This window comes from Pseudomonas sp. P179 (assembly GCF_000478485.2).
GTDB lineage: Bacteria > Pseudomonadota > Gammaproteobacteria > Pseudomonadales > Pseudomonadaceae > Pseudomonas > Pseudomonas aeruginosa.
In genome coordinates this window covers 759,106-775,304 of record NZ_KI517354.1, presented here as the reverse complement: position 1 = coordinate 775,304, position 16,199 = coordinate 759,106, and the positions used below count along the sequence as shown (strand labels likewise).

Sequence of the window (16,199 nt, the reverse complement as noted above, 5' to 3'; positions counted from 1 at the left end):
CGGGTTCCTTTTCGCGAACGTGAGGACGCACTGCGCTATGCGTGATGGCGCAGTGATGTCGTTGGAGTTAGATTTGGAAGGCCCGGCATGGGGCCGGATCAGGGAGGAGAGATGCCTGACTTCAGAATCGTCGAGATCGTGTTCGATGACACCAAGGTCTATTACCGGTATGAGACGGTGGGTGCATCAACAATCGGTGGAGAGCAAACACCTGCTTATCAGCAAGACATCATCCTCAATCATTTTCGGTCTGCCGCAGGCTATCGGGGTTCTCCGACAAAGGTTGAAAGCGCTGCACTTGTTGCATCGAAGGCCGTGGGACGAGTGGTCCAAACTTTGAGCGGATCCAAGGCTCAAGCCAGGTCGACAAAGAACACTTGGGTAACCAAGGCGCATGCAGATCGTAACTATGAGGTTCTCAACACCCAGAGTCGTTAGGCTGTACGCGACCCGCTAGAAGTACGTCAGTACTCCGTGAACAGGCACTGGACGCCGCCCTGCCTGACAGGGCGGCCCACGAGGCATGGTTGAATCGCCCACAGGGCGGCGTCCGGTGCGTGCTGGAAGAGAAAGCGCCCCAGGTGGGGCGCTGTATCGAGGGTCAGGCCGCAGCCTGTTGCTGCTGGTCGGCGAGTTGCCCGGCGTCGATCCAGACCGCTTGTAGCCAGGCCGGCGTCTTCGCCATCGGTTCCTTGAGCGTGCCGGCGACGATCAGCGTGTCGATCTCGCCGCCGGCGGCCAGGCTCTGGAACAGCTTCATCGCCTGCTGAGTGCGAGCAGGGATATCCAGCACGTCGAGGCGATCCAGCAGCGCCAGGCGCAGGCCGGAGATCGTCGCGATGGCCAGGGCCAGCGTCGCGTCGCACCGCCAGCGCTCCGACTCGGACAGCAGGCCATACAGCCGGCCGCCGAACGTGACGTCGATGTCGGCGCTGATCTGCACGGGCGACCAGCCGGCGGTGCCGGATAGGCGCTGCAGCAGCTCGTTCATCGGCCTGATCGCATCGGCCAGTATCTCCGCCGGGATGCCCGTGGGGGAAAGGGCATCGGCCAGGGCGCTCCAGGCGCAGACCTCGGCGTGGAAGCCGGCGGCCTGCTTGATGACGTCCTGGCGCTGCGCGGCGGCGTTGAACGCTTCCTGCAGCGACTGCACCTTGGCCTGCTGCCGGTCACGCGCCTGGCGCAGTTCATTGATCGCCTGTTCGCCGTTGGCGATCGCCTCGGCGCTGGGCGCCTTGGCGGTTTCGGCTTCCAGCGCGGCGGCCTGCGCGGCGGCGTCCTCGCTCTCCTTCAGGTCCCGCTGGCTGTTGGCGACGGCCCGCTGAGCGCTGGCAAGATACCCGCGGTACTCCTCCAGACGTTTCGCCGCCTCGGGATCGGCAACCTTCGCCGGCGGCTGGTGCGCGACCAACTGGCCGGCCTGCAGGTCCACGGCGCCCTGGCAATGAGGGCAGGTCAGCGGCTGGTGGGCGGGCTCGCCGCTGGCGGCGGCCTCGGCTGCCATGACCTTCTCCGACCACTCGTCCTGATTGGCCTCGTCGGTGGCCAGCTTGTTGCGCCGCCGGTCGGCCAGCGCTGCGGTTTCGCGCAGAGCGGTGATGCGGCTGGCCCGCGCCTGGGCGTCGGCGTGGGCGCGCTTGCTGGAGCCCAGGGTCTGCTGGGCCTCGTCCAGGTCCTGGGCGGTGGCTTGCAGTTCCGCACGCGCCGATTCCAGTTCCTCCTCGCTGACGATGACCGGCGGCGCCTCCGGCTCCCACCCGTTCGCCTTCTCGCTGCCGTAGTTCTCGCCGGTGACCGCTTTCCAGGCGCCGCGCGCTTCGCTGGCGTAGTCCTTTGCCTGGCCGACCATGGCGGAGAACCCGGAACGGAGCAGGGGCTTCACCTTCTCGAACAGCGCCAGGTCGATGCCCTTGGCCTTCAGGCGCTTGCCGACCTCGGCCGGGCTGGCGCTGGCGCCGGTCAGACTGAGCAGCAGCTTGCGGCGATCATCCGCCTTCAGGCCGGCAAACAGGCTGGCGTCGAGCACGTATGGCAGGAACGGCGAGTCGGCGAGCGGGGAGCCTTTGCCGCTGGGCAGCGCGACCCCGCAGGCCTGCACCTCGCCGGCATCGTCCAGCCACTCGACGCGGGCCTCCCCTTTCTTGGCGCCCTCGGTGATCAGTTGGCCGATATGCTGCTTCTGCGCAACGCGGCCGGGCTTACCGGTGAAGGCGTGGCTGATGGCGTCGAGCAGCGAACTCTTGCCGGCGCCGTTGTGGCCGGCCACCAGGAGCACCGGCGCAGAAACATCAAGGGCCGCATGACGCAGCCCTTGGAAGTTGGTGATTTCGAGTTTCGTGATGCGCATGGCCGGTTACTCCAGATTGAGCTCGCCGGTGTCCGACTGCTGGCCCGGGGCGGGTTCGGTGATTTCGCCCGTCTCGGTGTTCACGCCGTCCGGGACCTGGTCGTCAACAACGCTGTATTCGCCGGTGAGGATGGACGCGTTGTCCTGGTCCAATCCGGCGTCGGCGCGTTCGTCCAGGGTGACTGCGGTCTGCAACTCGATGCTGACCGGCAGGTACTTGAACAGCCGGCGGATGACGGTCTTCTTGGCCATCTCTTCGTAGTGGGTGACCCAAGGCCCGTTTCCGGATGCCTTGCTGGTGGCGCGTACTTTGTCGACGTCGGCCTTGCTCATGACCTCGAATTGCACGCCGCCGTCCTTCAGCTTGGCGACCGCGTAGACGTGGGTCATGACGCCGCGTTCACCTTCTCCCGGAACGTGCTGGACGTCCTCGTCGAGGCCGTAGCGATAGCTGAACTGGTCGTTCTGGTGCACGGTGCGCGCGGTGAGCGAAACGATCTGGCCGGAGCGCCGGGCAAGGTCAATCATCCCGCGGTAGCCGATGATCAACTGGACGTTCGACAGGCCATCTTTCGCCTTGCCGTTGCCGAACGGCAGCAGGTAGGCATGGCCGAGAGCGTTACCCGGTTCCAGGCCGAGCTGCGCGCATTGCATCACGGCGCCGAGGAAACTCTCCTGATTGCACTTCGCCAGGGCCGGTACTTTGCGGATCTCGGTCAGCGCGATGCGCGCGAGTCGGTCGGCGGTCATGTGCTTCGGAAGCGCCAGGGCCATCTGGGCTTTGATCTTCGGGTCAGTCATCAGGTGGGCCAGCGTTTTCGACTGACCGTTGTTGGCGACATTGCCGGTCGCGGCGGCTTTCAGGGCGGTTGCGGACATGCTGGGCTCCGGTTACTTGAGGCGGAAAACGCGGGATTCGCTGGTCTTCTTGAACTGCTCGAACAGCGCGGGGTGGGCTTCCTTGAAGGCGGATTGGTCGAAGCGGTTGGTGGTCTGGGACTTCCACGTCAGTACCGACTTGCCGTTGACCGTGAGTTGGGCGTGGTCCTGCATGAAGAGCTTGATGCGCTCCTCTGCGGACTCGATCTCGTACTCCAGGCCCTTGGCCTTGGCTTTCAGTTCGCGCAGGCGGTTGAACACCTCCACGACCTTGCCATCGGCCTCGATGCTGGTTCCGGCGTCACGCTCGAACAGCCGGAGGATGTCGCTGACAGCGGTTGCTTCAGGCGGATCCAGGCGCTGGATGCGTCCCCAGAACTCGACCTCCTTCTCGCGAATCGCCGCGATGGTTTCGTCGTCCCGCTCGACGCGGTACACGCGGAAGTCGTCGCCGCCGATCAGCACGCCGAAGATGCAGACCTGGCGGCCGGTGACCATCAGGCCGTGCATGGCCTGGGCGGTGTAGTGGACTGGGATGGCATCGGTCTGAACCTCACCCCAGTCCTTTGCCTTGAACGGGCTGACCGTCTTGATCTCGATGTTCTCGCCGCTAGCGGCCTCCGCGTCGATCTCGGCGGCCATGAAGTCGTGCTGCTGGTCGCGGTAGCGGTTACCGCGGCCGACGATCTTCAGGCCGGTCTCTTCGGCCAGCAGGTCGATGACGTAGGGCTCCATCCGCTGGCCACGGGTGAAAATCTTCTGCTTCGCCGGGTCGACGGGACCGGTGCGCGGCTGGACCTTATCCAGGTACACGTCCAACGGAGTGCGCCAGGGGCTGATGCCGAGGATGCCGGCGACATCGCTGCCGCCGAGGTACTTGGTGCGGTCGAGCGCGCCGACCGATGCGAGAGCTGCAGTCATGTGGCTGGTCTCATTTCAGGGTGAGGGTGGTTGTTGCGTGAAGGCGGGGGTTGCGCCGGAAGCGCAGAACGCAGAGGTCGCCGCAGATGTTGGCGAAGAGCGGGTTGTGGTAGCCGTGGCGGTTGGCCAACTCGACGGCCTGGCGGATGCTCTTTCCGGCAAACTCTTCGATATCGTCGAGTTGGTCGTCGATGATCGAGCGAACGGGGCGGGTGGTCATGTGTTCGTGCTCCTGAGTTCTGCCCAGCGCGAATCCGCTGCGGCGTCGAGCCGGCGGCGCATGTCGTCGTAGAGGCGGGTGTCGATGAAGTCCACTGCGTAGGCCAGTTCGATCTGGCCGTGGAGGAAGCTCTGTTCGGGGCGCGGGAAGTGGGACCGGCGCATGGCCGTGATGCCTTCCTCAATCATCCGAACCGCGCGTTCATTGCTGAAGGCCATCGTCGTCCTCCTGCTCTTCGTCCTCGTGCTCTGGTTCCGGGTCCGGCTGGTCCCAGAGCGGGTCGACGGCACGGTCGTAAGCGAGTTGCGCGTTGCTGATAGCCGCGCGGTTGCGGCGCTCGCGGTATGTCCACATCGGGATGCTCTCCGTGGTTCACCTGCATTCGGCAGCACCCAGGCACACGGCAGTCGTGCCCGGTGGGGCGCCGTGGCGGGTGCTCTCGAATGGAGGTTGAAAAAAGCCCGGCCGGAGCCGGGCAAAGAGGGGGAACGCTGCATGCGCAGCGGGGAGTGATCTGGCCGGTGTCGATCTCCGGCGTAAGGCGCTTCTTAGGCGGCATCGAGCTGGCTTATTTGCTTGAGCCATCCTCATGAGTCAGCCACGTCCCATTGCGCATCGACCTACGCATTCAAATCACTCCCCGCTGCGCCCTGGCCGAGCCAGGAGCAGGAAAGAGAAGGGCGCCGCCAAGCGCCCTGTCTCCACTTACATGCACCGCCTTATGTGAAAGCGGTTGGGTGCAGGCTCGACCGCATGTTGGCGATCTGCCGTTGGGGCTGGGCTACATGGTGATGTCCTCCATATCGGGGAAGTCCGGCGCCTTGTCGAGGAACCGGATAAGGTGAGGCTGCAGGAGTTCAACGGTGCCTCCGGGGCGCTCAACGACAGCAACGGTGTAGTTGCCCGCCCCAGTCTCGAACTCTTCGAAGTCGACACCCCACTGGTGGAAGAGTGCTTCGCCACTTTCTTCGTAACCCGTGCGCCGACCATTCCTGTCGCACACCACCTTCATAGTCATGACACGTCGCATCGTGCGCTCCTGTTCAGATTGCCGTGCAGGCCCGCAACGCGACCGGCGCCGACTGCCCTTCGATCCAGATAACCGCCGCCCCGCCAAGCGACACGCTGGCCCGGCCGACGGTGCGGGTGCGCTGCGGTTCGGCCCCGCGGTACGGGCGGTACTCGATCAGCGCTGGCGCCGGGTGCTCTCGGTTCCAGGCCTCGACCAGCTCCGCCGGCGGCACCGGTCGGACGTTGCCGATCTGCTGGTAGATCTCGGAGCGGTGGATGGCGACGTCGTCCGGGGCGGTGATGCCGAGGCGCACCTGGTCGCCTTGGCTGCCGAGGACCGTGACGGTGATGTTGTCGCCGATATGCAGGGTTTCGCCGGGTCGGCGGGTCAAGATCAACATGGCGTAACTCCGTTCGAGGGATTTCGAGAGCAACCGATCTATCTCGGTTCGCAGTGGTAGAGGTCGGTCGCCCGCATTGGAAACTGCAAGCGGGAGGGGGAAAGGGATTTATTTCAAATGAGAATTATGCTGCTGGTTTTTTGTTCTATGGGTGGTCTTGAGTATGACTACACTGAATCCCTGAGTTGGTGCGTATATATTGACGCGAGCACAACAGGGAGGTTGTCGATATGGCGATTAGCTTCGAGCCGCTCGATGTTGAGGGCGTTGATTTTCGTGGGATTGATGTTGTCGCTTATAAAGCACGAAAAGGTCGTGGAAGGTCGGGGGATATTAGGTTGGGAAAATGTTTCGGCGCAATAAGGTTGCTTGATAATAACAATACGCGAATTGGAAAAGACCATAAGGCTTCAAGCACCCCAGCTGGATCAGCTGGGCTCCACAGCGAGCGGGTTGCCTTGGAGCGATGTGTTAGGGCCAATTGGGAGCCTCCGCTTACCAATATAATGATACTTGGCATGCAGAATTCTCCCGGCCCTATCGGAAAAGAACTCTATGCGCGAGGAGTCCGAACAATTATATGCTTCACGGAGCTTCCACCTTGCCCAGCCTGTTTGACTTGGTGGAAGGCGCTTGATAGTAAGTTTCACCCCGGCTCTATCAGATTGCAGTACTTCGGTTGGTTCGAAGACTACTATGGAGGCAAGACGCCAGAGGAAAGGATGCTCGATGACTCTGACGGAAATAATAGAAATGAGCATGCGATAGAGGCTTTCAAGGCCTATCGAGATTCGTTCGAGGCTCCTACCAGATAGTCCTCGATCAAGAAATTTAGTATAAATAGAAAAAGATGATGGGTTTTCTCATGAGGTATTTATGCAATCTCGTATTTATCTTGGCGCTGTTCAAGAGAAAGATACTTCCGACTTGGTGGAGTTGTACACCAATCCAGACGTGCGTGCCTATTTAGGAGGTCCCGTTGATCGGGAGGTTGCGGTGCGGCGAGCTCAGGTAGAAGTTTCAATCGAGAGAGAGCTTCCATTTTGGGCAATCAGAACAAGGCAAGGCGAGCAGTTTGCAGGTGTAATCTCGTTAGATACTCATCATGATGGTAATGACGTAGAAGTCTCTTACGCGTTGCTTCCAGAGCACTGTGGGATGGGGTACGCGACTGAGGCAGTTACCCTTGCGTTGCAGTATGCAAGTGACACCTTGGCGTTGAAGAGGGTGATTGCTGAAACGCAAAGCAAGAACGATGCATCAATCCGCCTACTTAATCGCGTCGGTATGAAGTTTGAGCGGGAGATAATGCGTTTTGGTGAAGCTCAGAGTATCTACGTCACTGATTGGTAGGGCAGGAAGATTTAGCATCGTTACAGATACCGGTGCCTATTTTCATAGGCCTTCGTGCTGGTGTTCGTTGACTTTGCGGCGCTAGCCCTGACGATCCGGGACCTCTCCGAGCCATACCGCTGCGGACTGGGGAGGCGGATGTTGTTTTTCTCTCCATTAGGCGCGAATCTCCGTCTCTACGGAGGGAGCCCATGAAAAAAACGAAGAAGAAAGCCAAACGCGAGACTTCAAAACAGCGTATCGAGCAGCTTGAAAAGCAGATTTTGGAGGCGGAAGCGCTCTTGGCGACGCTCGCTCCAGGACGTGGCGTTGGTTTAGCGAATAGGATTCTGCAATTGCGCCGGCTCTTGAGCGTTGAGCGAGTCCATGCAGTTTCAGGATTCAATCGAATTCACCATCACACTGTGTCTGGGTGCTATGGCACCGGTCGCCGGACCCGCTGAGGCCGCCTCATTGGCAATGTTCCTGGCGGCTAAGCCGGAAGTGAGCAGAGCCGTTGATTCCCGGCTTGCGCAAGACAGACCGGTATACCGAGAGCTGAACCCCGTTACTGGCGGCAGTTATCAGCTCCTATTCGATGTCATCCACTGACTGCAGCGCCGATTGCCGCGCGGCGCAGCCAGATTCTTGCCCATTACCGCCGGGGTGGCGGAGCGCATCGCATGCGGGTCGTTCGCACGGTTCGGGCATTTCGTCCTCGATCAGCCGTCTCTGGTCGCCCTGAGTAAGGGTCGCCATCGCGTTGGTAGGTGTTGCCTCAGCACCTATCTGATCGCCGGTCGCCGCAGAGGCGATGCGTTCTGCTGTTGATGTTGCTCACCCGACTTTCTGTCGCCCCACGGGTGATGGCCGGGGCTGCCTCGCCGCGTTGCGGCTAGCTGTTCATGGCGCAGGTTGTGAAAGAGCGCGGCTCGGTGGCCTGGCCAGCGGTGTGCTGCTGGTGTATTAAATTAACCATCGGTAAATATTTTCGTCAATACCGATGGTTAATTTATTTTCTCCAGGCATGAAAAAGCCCGCATGAAGCGGGCTCTTTGGAGGGGGCTGAGGTGGGGTTAGGCCACTGCCTTCCACCACTCAATGGTGCGATTCGCAAGGATATCGCTTGACGGCGCCTCGATCACGTCGATACCGGATCGCTGAAATCGATCAAGCTGACGCCGCGTTGCATCTTGGTGCTTAGTGAATTCGCTACGAGTCATCCCACTAGATTCCTGGGGCATCAGCACGGACATTGAGGACAGCTTTCGATCCGAATTGCTGGTAATCAGTAGCAGGTCAGATGCTGCCTGCAGGAGGTTGTTCTCTACCACCAGAGGGCTTTTGTACCAGGCGGACACCACCGCGCCGGCCGCGCGCTCGTTCAGAAGAGGGATGTCTACGTCGATGGTCGCGTTATTGTTTAACCTCAGCCGATACGGTTCTGAGCAGATAATGCGTTCAGCATCGAGCGCCATCTTCTCGCGCATGATCTCGAAGAGAGTCTCACGCACCTTGTGATTGGAGCGATAGCGGAAGTTATGATTGCGTTGCTTTTCGGTGGGCATGCCCAGGGTAACGACATCGAAGAAGAACTCGTCGACCACGCTTTCAGCATCAGTGCCCGCTGCATACAGCGACTGGCCTAGGCGTATCGTATCGCTCAACTCATCTGGTAGGTCGGCATGGTGAAGCCGGATCGTGTCTTCGATATCGACCATCAGATGGCTGAGGCTGGCAAGGTCGATGCGATTGCCGTAGAGGCACTTGATGCGCTCGAACGTATCAAGCATTCGTACCTCAACCTTGCCAGCATACTGGAACAACACCCCGACATTGAGGTATTCGCCGGTGTCTTCATCCAGGCACGCACTGATGGGACGCCACACACCCTTGACAACCGGCTGTTCGGCCCCGCTCAGGCGATCACGTAGTCTTGCAAGATTGCTCATAGGACCATGCCGGATTCTTTGGCGTATGCTGCTGGGTCATGCCGCGATTGCAGCAGGTGGATGATAGCGTCGATATCGATGTTGTCGAAGAACTCAGCCAGCACGGCGCGCGCCGCTCCTTCTCCGCGGTCTCTAAAGCCAACGGCAAACGCGTTGTATGCCATGATCATTTGGCTTTTCTTGGGTAGCTTCGCACTCCAATTCGGCTCGTAAGAATCGATGAAGTTCCTCAACCGATTACCGGGCTGATGGCCGGACCCCAGCGAGCCTATGGTGCCAGGCTGCCAGTTCGGATAAACAAAGATGCGTCCATGGTCAATCAGCATCAAGTTGTCGTTGCTGGCGAGTAGATTGCCAGGGTGCCTATCCGAGTTCAGAAGCCAATCGTCGAAGGCGACGACCTTCGGCGTATCCTCTGCCTCTGCCAGATGCTTAACGAGTCGCCGCAACCGTCGTTGTTTCAGAAATTCGAGTTGCACGCCTTGCATGTGCTTCTGGACCAGGTTCGGGTAGACCATATCCTTTGTGAACCAGCAGAAGTAGTTTGGCTGTAGGCGCCCACGCCCGAGGCTTCTTAGTCCAGCAAGCGCTGACTCCGGGATCTGCTCCTGTTCAAGCAAGATGATGCCGGCAACCGTTGGCACTTTGAACCCGCATGCCTTCGCAAGAACGTAGCCAAGCGCCTCGCTGATCACTTCCTGGTTATTGACTGGCGTGCGCCGTACCGGGCAGTCAAGCATGTCCGGCAGGGGCTTGACATAGCACCTTACGCTATCGCCATTCACGCGGATCTTTGCGCGGAAAAGGGGGCTGAGGCCGGTAACCTTTGGCGCCTTCAGCACCCCTGCAAATGCGTCACTGCTTAGGGTGTGAATCATCGTTCTGCAGCCTATCCCTTAGGCGTTTGTGGCTTCCTTGGCTGACGGTATCTTGGTCACTGACGTGCTCGAAGCGCGCTGTTATTTGGTCTAGAAGATCTAGGTCAGCCTCCGAGAGGCGCCCGTCCCGTGCAGCCTGGTTGATGCGCTCAAGAACTGTTCTTGTGCGCGGAGATGCGAAATCCATCAGTGCTTCAGCGCGATCTGCATGCTCGCCACTGTTACCTGAGGAGAATGAGCCCTGACTTGAGGGAGATTGAACGGCACTAGCCATGTCAGCGATTTCTTTGGCCAAGCGTTTGCTGAAATGCTCGACCGGCTCACCAAGCGCCCTGGACAGGACAGCAGCGAACTGAGCGTTCAAGGGGTTGATTCCCTTGAAGTAAAGGTTGACAGCAGCGGGGGTTATGCCCGCCATCTCAGCAATTTTCTTCTGGCTGAGCTTGAGCTGGTTCTTTTTGGCCAGAAAAAGCTCATGCGCCGCGGTGCATTCGGCTATTCGGTCTGGAGGAAGGGCGCGTTTCTTCGTCATGCGGCAAGTGTTTACCAGCGGTTAACACAATGGAAGAAACCATCGGTATTGATAAAAACTAACCGATGGTTAATTATTGGTGCCATCTGCAACTGCGGAGACGCACCCAATGAAACAGATTCCCCTTGAGGAATTTGCTACCGAGAAAGGCCAGGCCGAGGCCGCCAGGCTCCTTGGAATTACTCCACCTGCAATCAGCAAAGCGCTACGTGTCGGTCGTGCGGTGTTCGTTACGGAGCATGATGACGGTACTTTCACTGCTGAAGAGCTCCGCCCGTTTCCTTTCCAAGGGCATCAGAAATGGGCGTCCTGACATGACAGCCAACCGGAATGGTGGACTCGGCAGGGGGGCAGGCGGCCCTATCTTCACGCAGTCCCAGCTTGGCCTGGTAATGCTCGCCAATCGCCGCGGGTCGGCCAGCACTGAGCTGTTCCTCCGCGTTACCGCCCAGATCCTGCCTGACCAGTTCTGCACACCACTACACGCCAGCCGTGGACCCCGGATCGGGTTCCTCCATTTCACGCTGGCCTCAACGGAGGAGGTGGGGGGCGTCACGACAGGAACGTACGAACTATCTCGACTGCTCGAGGCAGATTGTCCATGCCCAGGTCCAGTAGTCGCGTTGTCAGGTGTTTTATGGAATCGGCGGGCAGTCCTCGAAGCGCTTGAACAAGCTGGGTTTTCTCCTCCGGCGTCACCTGCTGATCACTCGCAGTGGCGAGACGTAGCTCGATCATCTGGCGGAGAGAGTCCTCATGAAACTTGATCGTCACCGGCCCCAGGATTGCGCTCAGGCCTCCGTCATCTGCCAGAAAGTCGATCCCCTTGGCTGTGATTTCCGCGTACAGCAGTTCGCGGCCTTCACTCAAAAATTCCGAGATTTTTGCCCTTGCCAGGCCGTGCTCGTGCAGGTAGGCGCAGCAGGCGGTGAGCATCTTGGTGTCGTCGAAGAGGTCGGAGAGCCCATCGGTATGTACCGGATTGGGATACGCGTCCGCCAAGCGGTCCAGAACGGCTTTCTGAATCGTGCGATCGATTTTCAAGTTTTCAGCCTCCTCGGCCATCGCGCTGTAAGGGGAGCCAGGGATAGCGCGTTCATCCGTGCGTCATTGCGAAATGATCGTAACCGTGTGGGAGACGCAGTGCATGCGGAATGAGTCGCACACCCTGATTTCCACGCTGCTCGGCGTGGTGAACCAATGGCGCCGCCGAGAGGGGTGGAGCCGAGAGACCGTCGTCCAGCACATCGTGGAGGCGCACGAGCGCATCCAGGGAGCGCTGGTCACCGGCATCATCTTCGACCCGCCAACGCGCGATACAACCGAGCGGATGAAGGTCAACGCCGACCGCGTGTTCCGTTGGCTTGACGACGGCACCAAGGACACCAACCTGGTGCCGGCGAACTTCGTACCCAGCATCCTCGCCGCGCTGCCGACTGACCTGAAGGTCCAGGCCCTGGGCGACATCCTGACGCCGCTGGGCGTATCGGTACGTTTGATCGGCGGCGATGCCGGTCAACGACCGGAGGTGCTCTGCATGCTCCGGACGCTCATCAAGGAGAACGGTGAGGCGCAGCAGGCTGTTGCCAACCTCGTCGACGGCGCTGATGACCAGGAACTGCAGGAGGCCCACCGGGAGCTCTCCGAATCCAGGGCGGCGACCGATGAGGCGCTGCGGATGATTGATCAGATGCGCCGGCCGCGCCTTGTTCAGGGGTAGCCGTGCCGTCCTTCCAGATCAACGACGAGGAGCGGGAGGCGCTCCGCGGCCTACCCATGCTTGCCCGCGAGATCTACGTGTTCGCCCTACGTCCGTTCATGGACTTCGCAACAGGCATTGTCGGAGAGCGGCGAGGGATCTCTTGGAAGTCGATCGCCGAGGAGCTCTACGTCGAGCCGCACCAAGGCATCAAGGGCGGCGAGCCTTCCGAAAAGGAACTGCGGCGGGCGCTGGTCTGGCTGCAGAAGGTGGGTCTGGTAGGCCCCAATCTGGCCGAAAGGCGCCTGATTTTTGAGTTGCCGAAGGCTTCACGGGATCAATCCGTCCGAAAAAAAGTGGGCACTAAGTGGGCAGATGAAGCGGGCAGTTATGTGGAAGGGTCAGAGCCCAGTAACTACGCGGCTTTCCCGGAAAAAGAGGGCAGATATGTGGGAGGGGGGGAAAGTGAAAAAGTGGGCACACCTCCGGTATCCGGTAATAACCGTACCGTACCTAACGCGTGCGTGCGCGAATGCCCAGCTGATCCGGCCACTGCGGGACAGTGGTGCCAGTTCTTCATCCGCGAGCGCGGATTCCAGATCCACGCGGTGCAGACCGCCAGGACCATGCCGCTGTTCGCCTCTTGGGTCGAGCGCGGTGTCACCGCGGAGCAGATGCTCGCGGCAATGGAGATCGCCGAAGCCAAGCTCGGCGCCCCGCCTGACTCCCCCCTGTACTACCGAAATTTTCTCGATGAACTCTTGCTGGAGCGCCACCGGATGGCAACAGCACCGCATGCGGAGCACCGCCATGAGCAAACCGACGGACGAAACGCCCAAGCACGTCAGCGACCCGCTGCACGACGTTCGCGCAACGCTGTTGACATCCTCCACGACGACGACTGGTGAGCCGCAGATCGAGAATCTGGTCGAACTTGACGCCCAGGCGCGCAGGGCGGTGAAGCGCGTGTTCGCCACCCTCAAAACCAGCTATCCGGCTTGGTACGAGAAGCACTACGGGGAACGTCGTGCGGAGACGCTCGCCAAGCGAGTCTGGCTGACCGGTATCAAGCACCTGAGCGACATGCAGGTCGACCGAGGCCTCCAGCGGATGGTGCTGGATCAGGACTTTCCTCCGAGCCTCAAGGAGTTCCTGCGGCTATGCCGCAAGATCGACGGTTTGCCGAGCGCCGAGGGCGCCTGGTACGAAGCCTTGGAGCAGCGCTACAGCCACAAGGTCGTGAAGGTGGCTGCCGAACTCACAGGCCTGTTCGAGCTTCGTCGGGCCCAGTACGGCGACAAGCGACTTCGCGCTGAGTTCGAGCATAACTATGCCGTAGTGGTCCGACGCCTCGAGGCTGGTGAGCCGCTGGACGGAAAGGTCGCCAAGGCGATTGGCCTCGACAGCCAGAAGTCGGAGCTGCAGCGCGCTGATGAGCTTGCCGAGCAGCAACTGCTCCACCGGATGCAGGCCCAGGGGCTGGATGGTCTCAGTGGCGCCCAGGCGCGGGAACTGCTGCTGGCCAAGATGCGCCGGAAAGCGCCGGAGGTGCGCCGTGATGCATGACTTCCGCCCGGTGATGTTCACCGTACCCGGCGAGCCGGTGGGGAAGGGGAGGCCGCGTATCGGTCGCGTCGGCGCCCACGTCAGGATGTTCACTCCGGCGAAGACGGCGAACTACGAGGGGCTGATCGCACACAGCGGACAGCAAGCCATGGCAGGTCGCGCGCTGTTCGAGGGCCCAGTGCTGGTCGAACTCGACATCGCGCTGAGCATCCCTCAATCGATGTCGAAAAAGCGGAAGGCCCTGGCCTTGTCCGGGCAACTGCACCCGACCAAGAAACCGGACCTGGATAACGTCCAGAAGGCCATCTACGACGGCCTGAACGGCGTTGTCTGGAAGGACGACGTCCAGGTCGTGAAGGCGGTGGTGGGGAAGCGCTACGGCGAAACGCCAGGCGTGCGAGTGAAAGTCGTCCCTCTCCTCGAGGGCGAGCAGTGACTACAGGAAACTACAGGGGAGAGTCGAAATGAGACTGATCAGCGCGCGCCAGGCTTGGCAGGACGCGTACCACATCCCGGGCGCGTCGGTGATGGCGAAAGCCATCGAAGATGCCGAAGAGGCGACACGGAAGACCAGGGCGAAGCGCCGCAAGAAACTGGTGGCCCGCTTCCCCGAGGGGTACCAGGGCGAGAGCAAGGAGCCGGAGGGCCTGTTCCCCATCGACTCCCAGATCATCGCCGCCTACGAGACGCGGACAGGGCGGGCCGCGGGAAACCTGAACCGCTGCCAGCACATGCTCGCCGCCGGCAAGGTGATGCATGCGATCAGCACGCTTCCGGCGCCACTGCAGCACCTCGGCCACTTCCTGTACTCGCCGCTGGCGAACGGGGTCGACCAGAACCGCGCGCAGTCCTTCCTGTACTTCTCGGCGGATCTCCCGAAGATGAACAAGCCCCGCCAGGAGGTCGCTTACTGGGTGGCCTTGGCGGCGATGCACTCGTGGAAGGACATGGTCAACGGCCGGGAGGAGTGGTGGCCTGGCAAGGTAATCCAGTTCCTGGCGGACTGGCCGGGGTTCGTACTGTACGCCGCCAATTGGGAACGTGACTGGGCGGCGATCTGGGAGATTTTCATGCAGGAGCTCAATCGGCTGGACGCCCAGGCGCTGGTGCCGGTGGCGCAGGTCGTTGCCGCCCAACGAGACGCCGCTTGACATTTTGATAAGAGATTTGGGAGTATTTTCCCAGTTTGCGAAGTAGCACCCAATCAAAAAATTCCCCCGAAAACCCGGCCCTGGCGCCGGGTTTTTTCGTTTTCGGCGGCCTTGTCAGAATTCGTTTTCAGGAGAGAAGAATGAACGAAGAGCCCCTCGATTTCTCGCTTGCGCGCGAGGCAGCTTCCCTGGCTGAGATGGAGGCATTGCGCGAAGTTCTGGCGAAGGTTCTGCCCGGTAGCGATCGATACAGTCTGACGGACGTTGCAGTGGAGTGCGCGCGGGCCGTCAGAGCTGCATATCGTGAGTTGGAGAAGGTTGACGATTAGCTTCCGAGTGTTCGAGTCGGCTTCCTTCCGAGGTCCCTGAAGTGCTCAAATATCTGGTCGTAGGTGGCGATAATTGCTGCCGCCTCTTGGCCATTTGCTCCAACCTTCAGTTGACCGGCGCGAATCAACTCGATTACGACTTGAAGAGCTGCCCCAGAGGATGAGCTCGACGGATTTACGATTTCGGACATTTTGGTCTCCTTGACCGTCGTTTAGTGTGGAAGCGAAACGATAGCACAGGGCCAGAATCGTCCGACCTATGACAAGGCCCAGGTCATTGCCTGGGCTTTTCTGCATCTGGAGTACCACATGGCTGAACCGACGAGCAGCGGAGCAGTAGCAGCAGCCGGCGCCGTCGGGCTCACTGCAACCGCGATCATCCCCGGAGTAGACGTCAATGCAGTGATCGGCGGGTTCGCCGGCGCGCTGCTGTTCGTGCTCTGGGCTCACGACCTGACCATCGCCAGGCGCCTCGGCTACCTGCTGGCGTCCTGGGTGGGCGGCTACTACGCAGCCACCGAGGCTGTCGGACGGGGCGCGACTCAGTTCTCCGGACTTCCCGCGCTGGTCACCGCCGCGCTGATCGTCACCATCCTGATCGGCGTGCTGGACTGGATGATCGGTGGCCGCGCGCCGGCATGGCTCCAGATCGTTCTGCAGCGCATCGTCGGCATGATCGGAGGCCGGAAAGATGGTTGACCTGGTGACCCTGGCGGCTGCGGCCGTCTGCGGCGCTATCAGTTGCCGCATCTTCACGTACCAGCGCCACGGTGCAACGTACCGGTTCGGCGTCTCGCTCTGCGCGTACATCCTCGCCGCTGGGACCGGCATGCAGGCGCTGTCGATAAGCCTGGCTGTGCTGATGGCGCGCCACGTGACGCCAATATCGCCCTACCTGCTGGCGGTCCTGGTTGTGCTGCTGGTGCTGGTCTACCGCAACAAGGGCAACATCGCGCCCATCCTGAGGCTCAGTTGAGGTGA

At 60.7% G+C, this 16,199-nt stretch carries 23 protein-coding genes and 1 pseudogene; 12 read left to right on the top strand and 12 right to left on the bottom strand.

The genetic code is table 11. The annotated features are described in order from the left end of the window. Positions 1-111: 111 nt before the first annotated feature. Positions 112-438, top strand: a complete 327-nt coding sequence (locus HMPREF1224_RS45310; RefSeq protein WP_124117754.1) for a hypothetical protein — start codon at positions 112-114, stop codon at positions 436-438. A 163-nt stretch (positions 439-601) separates the two neighbouring features. Here HMPREF1224_RS45310 and HMPREF1224_RS16175 read toward each other — a convergent pair whose 3' ends face one another. From HMPREF1224_RS16175 to csrA, 8 genes are all read right to left on the bottom strand, one after another. Further along, positions 602-2,347, bottom strand: a complete 1,746-nt coding sequence (locus HMPREF1224_RS16175; protein ID WP_010793155.1) for an AAA family ATPase — start codon at positions 2,345-2,347, stop codon at positions 602-604. 6 nt (positions 2,348-2,353) lie between these two features. Continuing rightward, complete coding sequence (recT, locus tag HMPREF1224_RS16170; RefSeq protein ID WP_010793154.1) at positions 2,354-3,226, bottom strand: recombination protein RecT; 873 nt, start codon at positions 3,224-3,226, stop codon at positions 2,354-2,356. Positions 3,227-3,238: 12 nt separating this feature from the next. Then, positions 3,239-4,147 carry a YqaJ viral recombinase family nuclease gene (locus tag HMPREF1224_RS16165; RefSeq protein ID WP_010793153.1) on the bottom strand — a complete coding sequence of 303 codons (909 nt, stop codon included), beginning with the start codon at positions 4,145-4,147 and terminating at the stop codon, positions 3,239-3,241. A gap of 10 nt (positions 4,148-4,157) precedes the next feature. Then, entirely contained in the window at positions 4,158-4,367 is a 210-nt protein-coding gene (locus HMPREF1224_RS16160) for a hypothetical protein (protein WP_010793152.1), read from the bottom strand. Then, positions 4,364-4,585 carry a hypothetical protein gene (locus HMPREF1224_RS16155; RefSeq protein WP_010793151.1) on the bottom strand — a complete coding sequence of 74 codons (222 nt, stop codon included), beginning with the start codon at positions 4,583-4,585 and terminating at the stop codon, positions 4,364-4,366. Before HMPREF1224_RS16155 ends, HMPREF1224_RS16160 begins: the two co-directional genes overlap by 4 nt. Further along, positions 4,569-4,721 carry a hypothetical protein gene (locus HMPREF1224_RS45570; RefSeq protein ID WP_010793150.1) on the bottom strand — a complete coding sequence of 51 codons (153 nt, stop codon included), beginning with the start codon at positions 4,719-4,721 and terminating at the stop codon, positions 4,569-4,571. Before HMPREF1224_RS45570 ends, HMPREF1224_RS16155 begins: the two co-directional genes overlap by 17 nt. Before the next feature lie 427 nt (positions 4,722-5,148). Continuing rightward, a complete protein-coding gene (locus tag HMPREF1224_RS16150; protein WP_010793149.1) occupies positions 5,149-5,397 on the bottom strand; it encodes a hypothetical protein in 249 nt (82 codons plus the stop codon). Positions 5,398-5,410: 13 nt separating this feature from the next. After that, a complete protein-coding gene (gene csrA, locus HMPREF1224_RS46090) occupies positions 5,411-5,779 on the bottom strand; it encodes a carbon storage regulator CsrA (RefSeq protein ID WP_010793148.1) in 369 nt (122 codons plus the stop codon). 876 nt (positions 5,780-6,655) lie between these two features. On the opposite strand from csrA, the gene HMPREF1224_RS0111960 reads away from it, so the two are divergent. Both HMPREF1224_RS0111960 and HMPREF1224_RS45305 read left to right on the top strand, forming a co-directional pair. Next, positions 6,656-7,132, top strand: coding sequence for a GNAT family N-acetyltransferase (locus tag HMPREF1224_RS0111960; RefSeq protein ID WP_049875563.1), 477 nt, complete (start codon positions 6,656-6,658; stop codon positions 7,130-7,132). Between the two features lie 191 nt (positions 7,133-7,323). After that, a complete protein-coding gene (locus HMPREF1224_RS45305) occupies positions 7,324-7,575 on the top strand; it encodes a hypothetical protein (RefSeq protein WP_124147894.1) in 252 nt (83 codons plus the stop codon). Positions 7,576-8,187: 612 nt separating this feature from the next. Here the strand turns inward: HMPREF1224_RS45305 and HMPREF1224_RS16140 are convergent. From HMPREF1224_RS16140 to HMPREF1224_RS46170, 3 genes and pseudogenes are all read right to left on the bottom strand, one after another. Continuing rightward, entirely contained in the window at positions 8,188-9,063 is an 876-nt protein-coding gene (locus tag HMPREF1224_RS16140) for a hypothetical protein (RefSeq protein ID WP_010793147.1), read from the bottom strand. Further along, positions 9,060-9,941 (bottom strand): hypothetical protein, encoded by an 882-nt coding sequence (locus HMPREF1224_RS16135; RefSeq protein WP_010793146.1) that lies wholly within the window; start codon positions 9,939-9,941, stop codon positions 9,060-9,062. Before HMPREF1224_RS16135 ends, HMPREF1224_RS16140 begins: the two co-directional genes overlap by 4 nt. 265 nt (positions 9,942-10,206) lie before the next feature. Next, a pseudogene (locus tag HMPREF1224_RS46170) lies at positions 10,207-10,473 on the bottom strand (helix-turn-helix domain-containing protein); the annotation flags it as partial. A gap of 109 nt (positions 10,474-10,582) precedes the next feature. Here HMPREF1224_RS46170 and HMPREF1224_RS44050 point away from each other — a divergent pair. Continuing rightward, positions 10,583-10,786 carry a Cro/CI family transcriptional regulator gene (locus HMPREF1224_RS44050; RefSeq protein ID WP_003103358.1) on the top strand — a complete coding sequence of 68 codons (204 nt, stop codon included), beginning with the start codon at positions 10,583-10,585 and terminating at the stop codon, positions 10,784-10,786. A gap of 239 nt (positions 10,787-11,025) precedes the next feature. Here HMPREF1224_RS44050 and HMPREF1224_RS16125 read toward each other — a convergent pair whose 3' ends face one another. Beyond that, positions 11,026-11,517 (bottom strand): hypothetical protein, encoded by a 492-nt coding sequence (locus tag HMPREF1224_RS16125; RefSeq protein ID WP_175571053.1) that lies wholly within the window; start codon positions 11,515-11,517, stop codon positions 11,026-11,028. 103 nt (positions 11,518-11,620) lie between these two features. On the opposite strand from HMPREF1224_RS16125, the gene HMPREF1224_RS16120 reads away from it, so the two are divergent. From HMPREF1224_RS16120 to HMPREF1224_RS16090, 8 genes are all read left to right on the top strand, one after another. Beyond that, on the top strand, positions 11,621-12,193 hold the full coding sequence (locus HMPREF1224_RS16120) for a hypothetical protein (protein ID WP_010793144.1): 573 nt from the start codon (positions 11,621-11,623) through the stop codon (positions 12,191-12,193). A 2-nt stretch (positions 12,194-12,195) separates the two neighbouring features. Further along, positions 12,196-13,080, top strand: a complete 885-nt coding sequence (locus tag HMPREF1224_RS45865; RefSeq protein WP_031628304.1) for a hypothetical protein — start codon at positions 12,196-12,198, stop codon at positions 13,078-13,080. Beyond that, complete coding sequence (locus HMPREF1224_RS16115) at positions 12,983-13,738, top strand: replication protein P (protein WP_010793143.1); 756 nt, start codon at positions 12,983-12,985, stop codon at positions 13,736-13,738. Before HMPREF1224_RS45865 ends, HMPREF1224_RS16115 begins: the two co-directional genes overlap by 98 nt. Continuing rightward, positions 13,731-14,174, top strand: a complete 444-nt coding sequence (locus HMPREF1224_RS16110) for a RusA family crossover junction endodeoxyribonuclease (protein ID WP_010793142.1) — start codon at positions 13,731-13,733, stop codon at positions 14,172-14,174. Before HMPREF1224_RS16115 ends, HMPREF1224_RS16110 begins: the two co-directional genes overlap by 8 nt. A 28-nt stretch (positions 14,175-14,202) precedes the next feature. Then, a complete protein-coding gene (locus HMPREF1224_RS16105; RefSeq protein ID WP_003116756.1) occupies positions 14,203-14,889 on the top strand; it encodes a hypothetical protein in 687 nt (228 codons plus the stop codon). A 140-nt stretch (positions 14,890-15,029) separates the two neighbouring features. Continuing rightward, on the top strand, positions 15,030-15,218 hold the full coding sequence (locus HMPREF1224_RS16100; protein WP_010793141.1) for a hypothetical protein: 189 nt from the start codon (positions 15,030-15,032) through the stop codon (positions 15,216-15,218). 309 nt (positions 15,219-15,527) lie between these two features. Next, the gene (locus tag HMPREF1224_RS16095; RefSeq protein WP_010793140.1) at positions 15,528-15,917 is read left to right on the top strand and encodes a putative holin; all 390 of its coding nucleotides are present in this window, start codon (positions 15,528-15,530) and stop codon (positions 15,915-15,917) included. Continuing rightward, positions 15,910-16,194, top strand: coding sequence for a phage holin family protein (locus HMPREF1224_RS16090; RefSeq protein ID WP_010793139.1), 285 nt, complete (start codon positions 15,910-15,912; stop codon positions 16,192-16,194). The genes HMPREF1224_RS16095 and HMPREF1224_RS16090 overlap by 8 nt, the downstream gene beginning before the upstream one ends. The last annotated feature ends 5 nt before the right edge of the window (positions 16,195-16,199 follow it).